This is a genomic window from Nonomuraea bangladeshensis (genome assembly GCF_039529455.1).
In the GTDB taxonomy this organism is placed as follows: domain Bacteria; phylum Actinomycetota; class Actinomycetes; order Streptosporangiales; family Streptosporangiaceae; genus Nonomuraea; species Nonomuraea bangladeshensis.
On the sequence record NZ_BAAAMV010000001.1, the window covers coordinates 732646 to 746238 of the forward strand.

The window sequence follows — 13593 nt, forward strand, 5'->3', positions numbered from 1 at the left end:
ATGGTCGGTGGACGCCATGGTCGGTGGACGCCATGGTCGGTGGACGCCATGGTCGGTGGACGCCATGGTCGGTGGACGCCATGGTCGGTGGACGCCATGGTCGGTGGACGCCATGGTCGGTGGACGCCATGGTCGGTGGACGCCGTGGTCGGTGGATGCAGGACGGGCGAGGGGACCGAGGAGAGGCGCGGGTTCTTTAGGCCAGTGCCAGTGCCCGTGGCACTGGCGACTGCCGATGGCATTTGGCACTGGCGGTGACCGTGACGGTGGTGGCGGGCCGTTGGCGGCCTGTGGAGCGGCGCTCGCTTCAACAGCGCGGTCGCTTCGATGTCGCGCTCGCACACCCCGTACTCGCTCATACCGGTGCTCGTTCCCGGCGGCGCGCCCGCTGCGGCGGGATGCTCGTCTACGGGGCGTCGACGAGATGGAAGCGTAGGCAGACGATGATGGTGGTGTCATCGACGTCGAAGCCCTGTGACGCCCAGTAGGCGCGGTGGACCTCACGCCAGTTCTCGATCGAGGTGAAGCCCTCGCCTTCCGCGTGGGCGAAGTCCCAGGGGACCTCCGCGAACGGTACGAGGTCGACTCGGGTGACCTCCAGTTCGGCCGCCCGCTCCCCGGCGTCGGTCAGCAGGATCAGGCGTTCGCCGACGTGCTCGACCTCCTCGCCCTCGGCTTCGTAGTCCAGGGCGAGGAGGCCGGCCGTCGCGGTCTTGCGGCCGATGAGAGCCAGGTTGGTGAGCCGGGTGCGGAGTTCGCCCGGAGTGCCGAGTTCGAGCGTCCGGAGCCCGTCGAGTCGAGGCCACATGGGTAACAACGTACGGGAACGTACCGGTCAGAAGACCGGGATGATGTCCTCCGGGTCGAGGAAGTCGACCTCGACCCCCTCCAGGTCCAGTTCGGGGATGGCGGGAAAGGCGATGCCCCACCGCTCGACGATGGCGCGGACGTGGGCCATGGCGACGCGCCAGTTGTCCGCCTGCTCCTCGTACGACAGCACCCCCAGCCCCGCCTCCCTCGCGTAGTCCATGAGGACGCGGTGGTTGTGCAGGAAGTACGGCGGCAGCTCCCAGAAGCCCCCGGGCGGCTCCCAGAGGATCATGCTGAGGAAGACGAAGCCCGCCCGGAGCTGGCGCGTGATGAGGCTGCGGGTGTCGTCGGTGAGGCCGGGCCATTCGTTCTCCAGGATCGTCATGCAGATCTGGAGATGGCGGGACTCGTCGCGTCCGATGCGCTGGAACATCTCGCTGAAGACCGGGTGCTGCGTACCCGACGACATGCCCCTGAACAGGGTCGAGGCGGCCATCTCCCCCATCATGAAGCTGGTGAACAGGACCGGCAGCGAGTACTTGCCGACAGCGGAGTTGTAGCCGTTCCAGTAGCGGCCGCCGTTGTGGTAGAGCCAGCCGATGTTGTTGTGGGCGGCGTGTTCAAGGTCGTCGGACGGGGTCCAGTCGAGGGGGCCGCCGGGCCAGAGCTTGGCGATGGAGCGCTGGCAGCACTCCTCGTGGTTCATCTCGTCGCGGGTGATCGAGAAGAAGCACTTCCTGACGGGGTCTTCCTCGTGCTTCTCGAAGGCGCTGATGGTGGCGCGGGCGAAGACGGCGGGCCCCGAGGCGTCGAAGTTGGCCAGGACGGCGAACCAGTACATGATCCCGAGGCGCTGCTCACGGGTGAAGTCCTCGGGCTTGAGCTGGTCCCAGGGCAGGTCGGCCGGGTTCCAGACCATGCGCTTGGACTTCTCGTAGATCGCGGCGAGTTTCTCCGTCTCGACGCGCCACTCCATGGGATAGATGTTGGGCTGCGGGATCTCCGGCGCGGGCCAGAAGCCGCCTTCAGGGATCGTGAGGTCCGCCATAGTTTGTGACACCTCCTCCTCCAATCCTGCGCGGAGGCGTCACGGCTTTCAAGTACGGGCGCGCTGGGTGATGGCGACACAGACGAGTACGGCGAGCGCGGCGGCCACCGTCACCGGGCCGAATCGTTCGCCCATGAGGAACCACGCCCAGATCAGGGTGAGGAGCGGCTGGGTGAGCTGGGTCTGGCCGGCGCGGGCGATGCCACCCTTGGCGAGGCCCGCGTACCAGGGGAAGAAGCCCAGGAACATGGAGATGACCGCGACGTAGGCGAAACCGGCGAGCGCCCCGGGGGTGATGGTGACGGGCGTGAGCACGGTCAGCGCGGCCGTGACGGGGGCGGTGACGGGCAAGGACAGAACGAGGGCGTGGGAGATCACCTGCCAGCCGGGGGTGTCGCGGGCCAGCCGGCCGCCCTCGGTGTAGCCGATCGCGGCGGAGCCCAGCGCGGCCAGGAGGAGCAGGTCGGGCCAGGCCGCGGCTGCCGTACCTTCCTGCTGGAGGAGGGTGAAGGCGGTCACGGCGGCCGCGCCCGACAGGCAGGCCGCCCAGAACAGCCGGCGCGGGCGTTCACCGGCGCGCAGCACGGCGCAGGCGGCGGTGGCGGCCGGGAGGAGCGCGGTGATCACGGCGGCATGGGACGTGCTGGAGCCCAGGGCCAGGGCCAGGCCGCTGAAGACGGGGAAGCCGAAGACGACGCCGAGGGAGATCAGCGCGTACGGGCCCCAGAGGTGGCGCGGCGGAAGAAGGGGGCGGCGGGCGGCTCGCAGGCAGACGACGGCGAGCAGACCGGCTACGGCGGCCCGGCCGATGGCCACCAGCCACGGGTTGAAGCCCTCCATGGCGTAGACGGTGCCGGGGAACGAGCCGGAGAAGGCGAGCACGCCGAGGAAGGCCAGAAGCGTACCCCTGGTGCGGGCCCGACGAGCGTCCGAGGCCCGAGTGCCGAGGTCCTGAGCCTCCGGGTCTTGAATGTCCAGGCTCCGAGTGCTGAGGTTCTGAGCGTCCACCCCCTGAGCGTCCACGCCCCGAGTGTCAGGCGCAGGAGCACCGGACCTCCGAACGCCGGGCCTCCCGGAGACCTCGGCGGCGACGCGCGAGCCGCCAGAACCACCGACCACTGAAGCAGCCGATGCGCCTGGCAGAACGGGCGCATCGGAGGAGACCGCTACTCCATCCGCACCAGTAGCGCTATCATCATTCTTCATGACCAACGATAGCAGTATCGCCCACATCGCCGCGATACTGCGCGAAGAGGCCGCCCGCCTCGGCCCCGGCGCCCGTCTCCCCTCCAGCCGGGAGATCATGCGCACCCACAACGTCTCCCCCGTCACCGTCTCCCGCGCGATCGGCCAGCTGGCCGCCGAGGGCCGGGTGGTCACCAGGCCGGGGAGCGGGGCCTTCGTCGCCCACCCTCAGAAGACGGCCGGCGGCCGGGAGGCGGCGGACCTCTCCTGGCAGACGGTCGCGCTCGGCGACCGCGTCGTGGACGAGGGTCCCGTCGCCGCGCTCCTGGCCGAGGCTCCCGACGGCGTGGTCCCGCTGACCGGCGGCTACCTGCCGCCCGGCCTGCGCCCCGACCGGCATCTCGCGGCGGCCGCGGCGCGTGCCGTACGCCGTCCGGACGCCTGGGCCAAGCCGCCGCTCGCCGGTCTCGCCGAGCTGCGGCGCTGGTTCGCCGACCAGACGGGCGGCGAAGTGACCGCGGCCGATGCGCTGGTCGTCAGCGGCGGCCAGGCCGCGCTCACGCACGCCTTCCGCGCGCTGGCGGCTCCGGGGACGCCGGTGCTGGTGGAGACGCCGACGTACCCGGGGGCGCTGGCCGCGGTGAAGGCGGCGGGGCTGCGGGCGACGGCCGTGCCCGTGGACGCGTCCGGCGTCCGTCCGGAGCTGCTGGCGGAGGCGTTCGCGGTGACCGGGGCCCGCGTCTTCTTCTGCCAGCCCACGCTGCACAACCCGACCGGCGCCACCCTTCCTGCCGAACGCCGCCGGCAGGTGCTGGAGGTGGCGCGGGCGGCGGGCGCGTTCGTGATCGAGGACGATTACGCCCATTACCTCATCGAGCAGCCCCCGCCCACGCTGGCCGCCATGGACGAGCACGGCACGGTGGTGCATGTCCGGTCCCTGACGAAGATCCTCTCCCCCAGCATGCGGGTGGCCGGGGTGATCGCCCGGGGCCCGGCCGCGCACCGGCTGCGGGCCGGGCAGCTCGTGGAGTCGTTCTTCGTGGCCCGGCCGCTGCAGGAGACGGCGCTGGAGCTGGTGGGCTCGCCGGCCTGGCGGCGCCATCTGGCGGCCGTCCACGCCGAGCTGCGCCTGCGCAGGGACGCTCTGGCCGCCGCGCTCGCCGCCCGCCTGCCGGAGGACGCCGAGCTGCACCTGATGCCCGCGGGCGGCATGCACCTGTGGCTGCGCCTGCCCGCCGGTCTGGACGAGGACGCCCTGGTGGAGGGCGCGCGGCGGCATGGCGTGCTGGTGAGCCCGGGGCGGATGTACTACCCGTCCGAGCCGCCGGGGCCGCGGCTCAGGCTGACGCATGCCGCCGCGGCGCACCTGGCGGAGCTGGACGAGGGCGTACGCCGCCTGAGCCTGGCGTTCCAGGACCTCGCATGACCCCAGGACCTCGTACGGGACGGAGGCGCGATCATGAGGTTCATGATCGACCGCTAGAGTGGAGACATGTCGTCCCCCGCGGAGCTCGTCCGAGACTTCGTGAACACCTACGACGTCGCAACCGACACCGACGAGCTGTCCTCCCCCGCCGAGCTGGCCGTCTGGCTGCGCGAGCGCGGCCTGACCGGCCCGCGCGAGCGGGCCACCGACGACGACCTGCACACCGCGCACGCCCTCCGTGAGGGCATGCGGGCGGCGCTGCGGCGCGAGCCGGCCACTCTGCCCGGCCTGCCGCTGCAGGTCAGGGTGGGGGCGAGTGGTGAGCCGGAGCTGGTGCCGGCCGGGGCGGGCGTCGCAGGCGGGCTGGCCGCGATCGCGGCCGCGACGCTCGGCGCCGCGTGGGACCGGCTGAAGGTGTGCGCGGAGGGAACGTGTCAGCGGGCGTTCATCGACTCGTCCAGAAACCGTTCCCGCTCGTGGTGTTCTATGCGTGTATGCGGCAACCGCACCAAGACACGGGCTTACCGGGCGAGGAAGCGGGGTTCGCGTCGTCTCCAAGCCTCAAACACCGATACGGTGTAACTCGTGCCTTGTGGCATGAACGGCAGGCGAAGGAGCGGGCCGAGATGGCAGACGTAGGCGTCCGGGCGGCCCGGCGCGAGGATGTGCTCCAGGTTGCGAATTGTCAGGTTCGCGCCTGGCGCTACGGCTACCGGGACTTTCTCCCGGAGGGGCCGCTTGAGCAGATGACGGGCCCCGCGGCCGAGAAGATGTGGCTGCGCCAGTGGGACGAGGCGATCGTCGCCCCGCCCAGCCCCATGCACCGGGTGCTGGTCGCGGTGGAGACCATCCTCGACACCGAGGGCTTCCCCGCCCTGGGCGCGGGCGGCAGTGCCGCGCTCGTCACGCCGCGCGGCGGCGAGCGCGTGGTCGGCCTGGCCTCGCACGCCCCCGCCGAGGACCCCGACCTCGATCCCAGCGTCGTGGCCGAGATGCTGACGCTGCTGGTCGACCCCGACTTCGTCCGTCGCGGGCACGGCAGCCGGCTGCTCAACGCCACCGTCGACTACCTGCGCGATGACGGCTTCCGGCAGATCGTCACCTGGGTGTTCGCCGACAACTACGCGGTGCTCGGCTTCCTGGAGTCGGCCGGCTGGGGCGAGGACATGGCGGAGCGCGTTCTCGACATGGGCCGTCCCATCCGCATGGTGAGGCTCACCACGGACATCAGTTAGGCAGAGGACGAGGCAGAGGACATGGCAACACCCGGCCAATGGATCGCCGGCGCGCGGCCCCGCACACTCCCCAACGCCGTCGTCCCCGTCATGGTGGGCACCGGCGTGGCGATCGGTGAGGGCGGCTTCGTGTGGTGGCGGGCCGTGCTGGCGCTGTTCGTGGCGCTCGCGCTGCAGATCGGCGTCAACTACGCCAACGACTACAGCGACGGCATCCGCGGCACCGACGACCAGCGGGTCGGCCCGATGCGGCTCGTGGGCTCGCGCGCGGCCACCCCGCGCCAGGTGCTGACGGCCGCGCTGAGCTGCTTCGCCGTCGCCGCGGTGCTGGGGCTGGCGCTGGTCGTGGTGACCCGGGCCTGGTGGATCCTGCTGGTGGGCGCGGCCTGCATCGCCGCCGCCTGGTTCTACACCGGCGGCAAACGCCCGTACGGCTACCGCGGGCTGGGCGAGCTGGCCGTGTTCGTGTTCTTCGGCGTGGTGCCGGTGGTGGGCACGACGTACGTGCAGACCGAGTCGCTGAGCTGGGCGGCGCTGCTCGCGTCGATCCCGGTGGGTCTGCTGTCGTGCTCGATGCTCGTCGTCAACAACCTGCGCGACGTGGGCACCGACGGGCAGTCGGGCAAGCGGACGCTGGCGGTCGTGCTGGGCGCGCAGCGCACGCGGGCCCTGTACGTGGCCTGCCAGGTGCTGCCGTTCGTGGTGGCGCTGGCCATGACGGTGGTCACTCCGTGGGCGGCGCTGACGCTGCTGGCGGCGCCGCTGGCGGTGACGCCGATCCGTACCGTGCTGGGCAGGGCCGTCGGGCCCGCGCTGATCGCGGTGCTGCAGCAGACGGGCAAGCTGCAGATGGCGTACGGGTTGCTGTTCGCGGTGGGTCTCGCTCTGGTCTTCTGAGGCCGGCGTTCTAGTCTGGGCAGATGAAGGACTTCATCGCCGGGCTGCCCAAGTGCGAGCTCCACCTGCACATCGAAGGAACGCTGGAGCCGGAGCTCAAGTTCGAGCTGGCCGCCCGCAACGGGCTCGCGCTGCCCTACGCGTCGGCCGAGGAGATGCGCGCGGCCTACTCCTTCGACAGCCTGCCGTCCTTCCTCACCGTCTACTACGAGGGCATGCGGGTGCTGCGCACCGAGCCCGACTTCTACGACCTGGCCATGGCCTACCTCCGCAAGGCCGCCGCGCAGAACGTCCGCTACGCGGAGATCTTCTTCGATCCGCAGGCGCACACCGGGCGCGGGGTGCCGTTCGACGTGGTGATCCGGGGGCTGCGGCGGGCGCTGATGGACGCCGAGGCGCGGCTCGGGGTGCGGGCGCAGCTCATCATGTGCTTCCTGCGCGACTTCCAGGCCGAGTACGCGATGGCGACGCTGCTGGAGTCGCTGCCGTACAAGGAGTGGATCGCCGGCGTCGGCCTGGACTCCGACGAGAAGGGCAACCCGCCGGCGAAGTTCGCCGAGGTCTACGCCCGCGCCCGCGCGGAGGGCTACCTGCTGACCATGCACTGCGACGTCGACCAGGACGACGCGGTCGAGCACATCCGCCAGGCGATCGAGGACATCGGCGTCGACCGGATCGACCACGGCGTCAACATCCTGGAGGACCATCGGCTGGTGGAGCTGGTGCTGGCGCGGAGCATGGGGCTCACCTGCTGCCCGATCTCCAACGGGTTCGTCACCGACTCGATGAAGGCCGAGGGCATCCGCAAACTGATGGACCTGGGCGTGCGGGTGACGGTCAACTCCGACGACCCGGCGTACTTCGACGGCTACGTACAGGAGAACCTGATCGCGCTGCAGGAGGCGCTGCAGCTCAGCGAGGAGGAGCTGGCGGGGCTGGAGCGCAACGCGTTCGAGGTGACCTGGCTCCCCCGTCCGGTCAAGGACGCCTACCTCGCGGAAGTGGACGCCTATCTCGCCTCCCGGGCCCGCTGAAGGGTGGCGTAACGCCCCTGCCGCAGGGCAGTCTTATCGTTGCGGACGGTCCGGACAACCGAGGGCGAGGGATCTTCGTTGAACCGGCCTAGTGTCCTCATGGACATCGAGGAGTTCGAACGGGCGCTCGGCGACTGCCTGTCCATCGCCACCCGCGCCATGCCCGATTCCCCCATGATGAGCATCGCGCTGCGCGCCGAGGGCGGGCTGCGTACGGTCGCCTGCACCGACGCGCGCGCCGAGCTGCTCGACGAGCTGCAGTCGGTCACCGGTCAGGGGCCCTGCGTCGACGCGCTCGACACGGGCGAGCCGGTCACCTCGGCCGACCTGGCGGCCGATCCCCGCTGGTCGCGGTTCAGCGCCGAGGCCGGGCTGCGCAGCCTGCACGCCGAGCCGCTGAAGTCCGAGGGCCTGCTGCTGGGCGTCCTGACGCTCTATTCGGGCGAGCGCGGCGGCTTCGCAGAGGCGACGCGCGTGACGGCCCGGGTGACGGCCGAGCACATCGGGGTGCTGTTCCGCACCGCTCTCGGCGCGGCCCGGTTGAAGGAGGTGGCCGCGCAGCTCAAGGAGGCGCTCAACACGCGGGCGGTGATCGACCAGGCGCTCGGCATCGTGATGGCGCAGCGGCGCTGCACCTCGCAGCAGGCGTTCGAGATGCTGCGGCACGTCTCCCAGGACCGCAACGTCAAGGTCTACCAGGTGGCGGCGGGCATCGTGCGGAAGGTGACCGGGGAGGCGCCACAACGACCGCGTTTCGAGGATCCGCCGCCGCGGGCGCGCCCCCGGACGCGGTGACCACCGCCCCGCCCCGAAAATCCACGATATTTATCGGCTTTTCCGGAAATTGCGCCATAACCCGGCCCACATTCTTTTCTTGACGTCGTGAATCTTGACTCGGCCGCAAAGTGGGTAAAGATGGAGCGGGGTGCATCACGACGCTAAGAGGTAGCCGTTGTCACTCAGCCCTGAGCCGGAACTCTCGCACGCCACAGGGTTCCCGGACCTCCTCGACGTCGACGCGTTATTGGCCGGAGGCTGGCGCCCGCTCGCCTTCCAGCAGTTCATCCTGAAGGTCCACAGCCGCTGCGACCTGGCCTGCCGCCACTGCTACGTGTACGAGATGGCCGACCAGAGCTGGCGCGAGCAGCCGCGCAGGATGTCCGACGCGATCGCCGACCGCGCGATCGAGCGCATCGCCGAGCACGCCGCCGCCCACGACCTCGGCGAGATCGACGTCATCCTGCACGGCGGCGAGCCGCTGCTGGCCGGCCCCGAGCTCATCTCCCGCATCGTCCGTGGGGTGCGCGGCGCGGTGGCCACGGGCACCCGGGTCAACGCCCACATCCAGACGAACGGCGTACGGTTGCACGACGACTACCTCCGCCTGTTCGAGTCGCTGGAGATCCGGATCGGGGTCAGCCTGGACGGCGACGCGGAGGGCCAGGACCGCCACCGCCGCTTCGCCGACGGACGCGGCAGCCACGCCCTGGTCAGCGAGTCGCTGCGGCGGCTGAGCGAGGGCCCCTACCACCATCTGTTCAGCGGCCTCCTCTGCACCGTGGACGTGCGCAACGACCCGATCCGCACCTACGAGGCGCTGCTGGAGTTCGACCCGCCGGCGGTCGACTTCCTGCTGCCGCACGGCAACTGGGCCGAGCCTCCGCCGTTCCGCGAGCCGGGCTCCCCCGCCACCCCCTACGCCGACTGGCTGATCCAGATCTTCGACCGCTGGTACGACAGCCCGGTGCTGCAAACCGACGTACGCCTGTTCAGGGAGATCATGCGGCTGCTCATGGGCGGCCACTCGCGCGCGGAGAACGTGGGCCTGTCCCCGGTGCGCATGGTCGTCATCGAGACCGACGGCGGCATCGAGCAGTCCGACAGCCTGAAGAGCGCCTTCCAGGGCGCCGCCAGGACCCCGCTGCACGTGCTGCGCGATCCCCTGGACCACGCCCTGCTGCAGCCCGCCATCGCCGCCCGCCAGATCGGCGAGCTGGCGCTGTCGTCCACCTGCCGCCGCTGCGACCTCGTCTCGGTCTGCGGCGGCGGCCAGTACGCCCACCGCTACAGCCCGCTCACCGGCTTCGCCGAGCCGTCGGTCTACTGCCCCGACCTCTACCGGCTGATCAGCCACATCGGGGCGCGCTGCGGGCGCGACGTGGCCCGGCTGAGAGCAGGGCGATGAGACCCGTCACTCACCGGCTGTCCGCCGCCGCGTTCGCCGAGCTGGCCACGGGCGGTGGCGGCGCGGCCGCCCTGGCCGAGCTGCGCGCCGCCCAGACGAGCAAACACCGCCTCCTCGTACGTCTGGCCGCCGAGGAGTCCGGCACCGCCGCCCGCGCCTACGAGACGCTGGCCGAGCTGGAGGCGGGCGCGCCCGGCGAGGTGAGCGACTGCCTGCGCCATCCCGCGGTGGGCGCGTGGGCGCTGCGGGCCTGCCGCGGCCAGGCCGACCCCGGCCGGCTGGCGGCGGTCGCGCTGGCCGCGGCGGTGCGGGCCGGCGCGGCGTGCCGGCTGGAGGTCCCGGTGCCCGGCAGCCGGCTCGTGCTGCCCTCCCTCGGCCTGCTGACCCTGCCGCCCGACGGCCAGGAACGGGTCATGGCCACCGTCGAGCCGGCGGACGGCGGCGCGCGCATCCACGCCGGGGGGCGGGCCTTCCTGGTGCGCCCCGGCCGCGACGGGCAGGGCTGGCAGGCCCTGCACCGGATGTCGTTCGGCCCGGACACCACCATGACCGTGGACGACCTCGACCCCCATCGGTGGCTGGGCGACGACGTGGCCGGCCGCCTGCCCCCGGCGCGGCGGCGGCGCTGGAGCACCTGCCTCGGCCAGGCGTGGGAGATCCTGCGGACACGCCACGCGACCGTGGCCGAGGAAGTCCGCGCGGCCGTCTCGGTGCTCACGCCGATCCTCGGCACCGCCGTGGAGCAGCGCAGCGCCTCCGCGCGCGACCTCTTCGGCACGATCGCCCTGTCCGACCCCGTGGACGGGATCGGCATGGCCCTCACCCTGGCGCACGAGCTCCAGCACATCAAGCTGTACGCGCTGACCGACCTCGTCACGCTCACCCTGCCGGACGACGGCCGCCGCTTCTACGCCCCCTGGCGGCCCGATCCGCGCCCGCTGCACGGGCTGCTGCACGGCGCGTACGCGCATGCCGCCGTCGCGGCCTTCTGGCGGCGGCACCTCGCCGACCCGGAGCACGGGGCGAAGGCCGAGGTGGAGTTCGCCCGCTGGCGCGAGGCGTCCACGCAGGTCACGGCGACGCTGCTGGACAGCGGCGGCCTCACCGAGGAGGGGACGCGCTTCGTCGGCACGCTGCGCGACACGCTCGCTAGCCTGGACGGCCAGCCGGTGAGCGCGGGCGCGGCCGAGCGGGCCCGCCTGATGGCCGAGGCACACCGGCGGTCCCACAGCCCCGGATGAGGCGGGTCAGATGGGCGGCGGGTCGAAGTCGCAGTTGAGCCGCTCGCCCGCGAGCAGCCCCAGCGCGTCGGGGTGCTCGCGCCCCATGGCCAGCTCGAAGCGCTGCGTCGTCTCGGCGAGCAGCCGTTTGGACTCCTCGCTCGCGCCGACCGCCTCCAGGTCGAGGCAGAGGTTGGCGGCGCAGATAAGGCTGAGGTAGTGGTCGGCGGAGAAGCCGGCCTGGATGACCCGCAGGTTCTCCTCGCCGACGGCGCGTGCGTCCTCGTGCCTGCCGAGGGCGGCGAGGTCGTTCTGCAGGTTGATCGCGCAGCTCACGGTGTAGTCGTGGTCGCGGCCGACCCGGGCGGTGAGCCCGGCCAGCGCCCGCTCGTCCAGCGCGAGCGCCGCCTCGGGGTCGCCCGTGAGGCGCAGGAGGAGGGCTTGGTTGATCCGCGCCGCCTGGGTGAAGGGGTGCTCGTCGCCGAACACCGCCGGGTAGAGCCGCAGGGCCCGCTCGGTGATCTCCAGCGCCTCGTCCAGCTCCCCGACGGCGCGCAGCACGTTGGCCAGGCCGAAGGCGGCGGCCAGGGTGTAGGCGTGCTCCTCGCCGAACAGGCGGCGCGAGCGGATGTAGGTGTCGCGCATGAGCTGCAGGGCCTCGGGCAGCCGGCCCACGCGGCGCAGGCAGACCGCGAAGTCCTTGGCCGCGAGCAGCGTGCTCGGGTGGTCCTCGCCCAGGCTCGCCACGCCGTAGGAGTAGGCCTCCTCGGCCAGGTCGGTGGCCACCTCGAACTGGCCGTTCAGCCGGACGGCCCGGCTGAGGTTGGTCCACGTGAGCAGCAGCACCCGGCGGCCGATGCCCTCCATGCTGCTCTGCTTGAGATAGACGTCCTGGAGCAGCTCGCTGGCCCGGCCGTAGTCGCTGGTCAGGGTGTAGTCGAGGGCGAGGCTGTGGCGGGCGCGCAGGGTCAGCGGGTCGCTGTCGCCGTAGAGGCGCTCGTAGGTTTCGGACGCCTCCGCGTCCAGTTTCTGAGCCTGGGAGAACTCGCCCCGGCCGCGCAGGGCTCCGGCGTAACCGATCTTGGCCCACAACGTCTCGGAGTGGTCGGGGCCGAGCGTGTCGGTCATCAGGCCGAAGGTCTCGGAGACGAGCTGGACGGCCTTGGTGTACTGGGCGAGCTGCAAATAGACGTTGGACAGGTGGACGCGGGCGACCAGCACGTCCTTGTGGTCGACGCCGTCGACCTGCGTCCACTTGGTGACGTACTCGTTGATCAGCGCCTGCGCCTGGCGGTAGCTGCCGCGTACGTACAGGTAGCGCACCAGGTCGAGGGCGAACCTGCGGACGGTCGGCACCGTGCAGTCGATCAGCCCGGACGGCTCCAGGTGCGCGGCCAGCTCCTCGTAGCGGGGCCAGTTGACCGTGTCGTCGGGATCGGCGGGAGCGGTGCCCGACAGCAGCAGGTGGACCTCGTGGCGCAGCTCGGCGCGGTCCTTCTCCGGGGTCTCGTCACGCAGCAAAGCCTGGTTGAGCCGGTGGACCTGGAGGGTGCGTACGGACGGCTCCACCTTGACCAGGGCCAGCCGCTCCAGCTGGCTCAGCGCGTTGGTGAGCGTGATCGGGTCGGAGAGGATGGGCCCGAGACGCGGGCCGACCGCCCGGTTGCCCCGGCGGAAGACGTCGCGCGGGATGGGCTCGGGGCCGAAGAACGCGCAGCAGCGCAGCACCTCGACAGCCGCGGGAAGGGTCTTCTGCAGCTGGTCGACCGACAGGCGCCAGGCCGCCGTCATGGAGGTCGGGTAGGTGGGCGACTTCTCCAGCTCCAGCAGCCTGCTGGTCTGCTCCTGCAGCAGCTCCAGGTAGTCCTCGACCGGCATCAGGGTGCGGACCAGCAGGGCCGCGGCCTGTTCGAGCGCGATCGGCAGGTCTCCGAGCTGCTCGGCGATGCGGTCGGCCTCGTCGAGGCTGACCGTCTCGCTCAGCCGCCTGCGGAGGAAGGCCACGCTCTCCTCGCGCCTGAACACGTCCACCTGGATGGTGGGCTCGTGGTCGCTCCAGCGCGAGTTGCGCGAGGTGATGATGACGTGGCCGGGGCCTCGCGGGATGAACTCCTTGACGTATTCGGGCTCCTCCGCGTTGTCGAAGATCACCAGCCAGCCGCGGTACGGCGACCCGCTCTCCAGCGCGCGGATGACCTCCTGGGCGGTCTTCTCCACGCCGGTGCTGCTCGCGGGGGGCAGGCCGAGCTTCGGCGCCATGTCCGCCAGCGTCGAGGGCACCAGCAGGGGCTGGTCGGCGGAGACCCAGAGGACCAGGTCGTAGTGGGCGCGGTATTGCCAGGCGTACTCGATGGCCAGCTGCGTCTTGCCGACGCCGCCGAGTCCCTGCAGCGCCCGCGGCTGCGCGACGACCGCCGTGACGGTGTTGATGCTTTTTCTCAGCGCCGTGAGGAGGTCCTTGCGGCCGGTGAAGTTCGGATTGCGATTGGGCACGCGTTCCCAGACCTGCGAGCTCTGCGGCGGCAGGAAATTCTCCGTCACGTCGGTCCTCCG

General features: G+C 71.5%; 12 protein-coding genes. 8 read left to right on the forward strand and 4 right to left on the reverse strand.

What is annotated here, in order from left to right:
• Positions 1–406: 406 nt before the first annotated feature.
• From ABD292_RS03150 to ABD292_RS03160, 3 genes are read right to left on the reverse strand one after another with little or no spacing between them, the layout of a single operon-like run.
• A complete protein-coding gene (locus ABD292_RS03150) occupies positions 407–808 on the reverse strand; it encodes an ASCH domain-containing protein (protein ID WP_344205039.1) in 402 nt (133 codons plus the stop codon).
• 27 nt (positions 809–835) lie between these two features.
• Positions 836–1858, reverse strand: a complete 1023-nt coding sequence (locus ABD292_RS03155; RefSeq protein WP_344205040.1) for a hypothetical protein — start codon at positions 1856–1858, stop codon at positions 836–838.
• Between the two features lie 48 nt (positions 1859–1906).
• The gene (locus tag ABD292_RS03160) at positions 1907–2881 is read right to left on the reverse strand and encodes a DMT family transporter (protein WP_344205042.1); all 975 of its coding nucleotides are present in this window, start codon (positions 2879–2881) and stop codon (positions 1907–1909) included.
• A gap of 181 nt (positions 2882–3062) precedes the next feature.
• On the opposite strand from ABD292_RS03160, the gene ABD292_RS03165 reads away from it, so the two are divergent.
• From ABD292_RS03165 to ABD292_RS03200, 8 genes are all read left to right on the forward strand, one after another.
• The gene (locus ABD292_RS03165; protein WP_344205044.1) at positions 3063–4469 is read left to right on the forward strand and encodes an aminotransferase-like domain-containing protein; all 1407 of its coding nucleotides are present in this window, start codon (positions 3063–3065) and stop codon (positions 4467–4469) included.
• Positions 4470–4535: 66 nt separating this feature from the next.
• Positions 4536–5051: a CGNR zinc finger domain-containing protein gene (locus ABD292_RS03170; protein WP_091092310.1), complete on the forward strand. Its 516-nt coding sequence runs from the start codon at positions 4536–4538 to the stop codon at positions 5049–5051.
• Positions 5052–5215: 164 nt separating this feature from the next.
• The gene (locus tag ABD292_RS03175; protein WP_020545748.1) at positions 5216–5704 is read left to right on the forward strand and encodes a GNAT family N-acetyltransferase; all 489 of its coding nucleotides are present in this window, start codon (positions 5216–5218) and stop codon (positions 5702–5704) included.
• 21 nt (positions 5705–5725) lie between these two features.
• The gene (locus ABD292_RS03180) at positions 5726–6601 is read left to right on the forward strand and encodes a 1,4-dihydroxy-2-naphthoate polyprenyltransferase (RefSeq protein ID WP_344205046.1); all 876 of its coding nucleotides are present in this window, start codon (positions 5726–5728) and stop codon (positions 6599–6601) included.
• A gap of 23 nt (positions 6602–6624) precedes the next feature.
• Positions 6625–7635, forward strand: coding sequence for an adenosine deaminase (locus ABD292_RS03185; RefSeq protein ID WP_344205047.1), 1011 nt, complete (start codon positions 6625–6627; stop codon positions 7633–7635).
• Positions 7636–7734: 99 nt separating this feature from the next.
• Positions 7735–8430, forward strand: a complete 696-nt coding sequence (locus ABD292_RS03190) for a GAF and ANTAR domain-containing protein (protein WP_344205049.1) — start codon at positions 7735–7737, stop codon at positions 8428–8430.
• Positions 8431–8587: 157 nt separating this feature from the next.
• On the forward strand, positions 8588–9820 hold the full coding sequence (locus tag ABD292_RS03195) for an FxsB family cyclophane-forming radical SAM/SPASM peptide maturase (RefSeq protein ID WP_344205050.1): 1233 nt from the start codon (positions 8588–8590) through the stop codon (positions 9818–9820).
• Complete coding sequence (locus tag ABD292_RS03200) at positions 9817–11061, forward strand: aKG-HExxH-type peptide beta-hydroxylase (RefSeq protein WP_344205052.1); 1245 nt, start codon at positions 9817–9819, stop codon at positions 11059–11061. Before ABD292_RS03195 ends, ABD292_RS03200 begins: the two co-directional genes overlap by 4 nt.
• A 6-nt stretch (positions 11062–11067) precedes the next feature.
• Here the strand turns inward: ABD292_RS03200 and fxsT are convergent, their stop codons facing one another.
• On the reverse strand, positions 11068–13581 hold the full coding sequence (fxsT, locus tag ABD292_RS03205; protein ID WP_344205053.1) for an FxSxx-COOH system tetratricopeptide repeat protein: 2514 nt from the start codon (positions 13579–13581) through the stop codon (positions 11068–11070).
• Positions 13582–13593: the final 12 nt, after the last annotated feature.

Coding starts and splice junctions, on each gene's coding strand:
- ABD292_RS03150 (WP_344205039.1), bottom strand. CDS start 808: ATGTGGCCTCGACTCGACGGGCTCCGGACGCTCGAACTCGGCACTCCG.
- ABD292_RS03155 (WP_344205040.1), bottom strand. CDS start 1,858: ATGGCGGACCTCACGATCCCTGAAGGCGGCTTCTGGCCCGCGCCGGAG.
- ABD292_RS03165 (WP_344205044.1), top strand. CDS start 3,063: ATGACCAACGATAGCAGTATCGCCCACATCGCCGCGATACTGCGCGAA.
- ABD292_RS03170 (WP_091092310.1), top strand. CDS start 4,536: ATGTCGTCCCCCGCGGAGCTCGTCCGAGACTTCGTGAACACCTACGAC.
- ABD292_RS03175 (WP_020545748.1), top strand. CDS start 5,216: ATGACGGGCCCCGCGGCCGAGAAGATGTGGCTGCGCCAGTGGGACGAG.
- ABD292_RS03180 (WP_344205046.1), top strand. CDS start 5,726: ATGGCAACACCCGGCCAATGGATCGCCGGCGCGCGGCCCCGCACACTC.
- ABD292_RS03185 (WP_344205047.1), top strand. CDS start 6,625: ATGAAGGACTTCATCGCCGGGCTGCCCAAGTGCGAGCTCCACCTGCAC.
- ABD292_RS03190 (WP_344205049.1), top strand. CDS start 7,735: ATGGACATCGAGGAGTTCGAACGGGCGCTCGGCGACTGCCTGTCCATC.
- ABD292_RS03200 (WP_344205052.1), top strand. CDS start 9,817: ATGAGACCCGTCACTCACCGGCTGTCCGCCGCCGCGTTCGCCGAGCTG.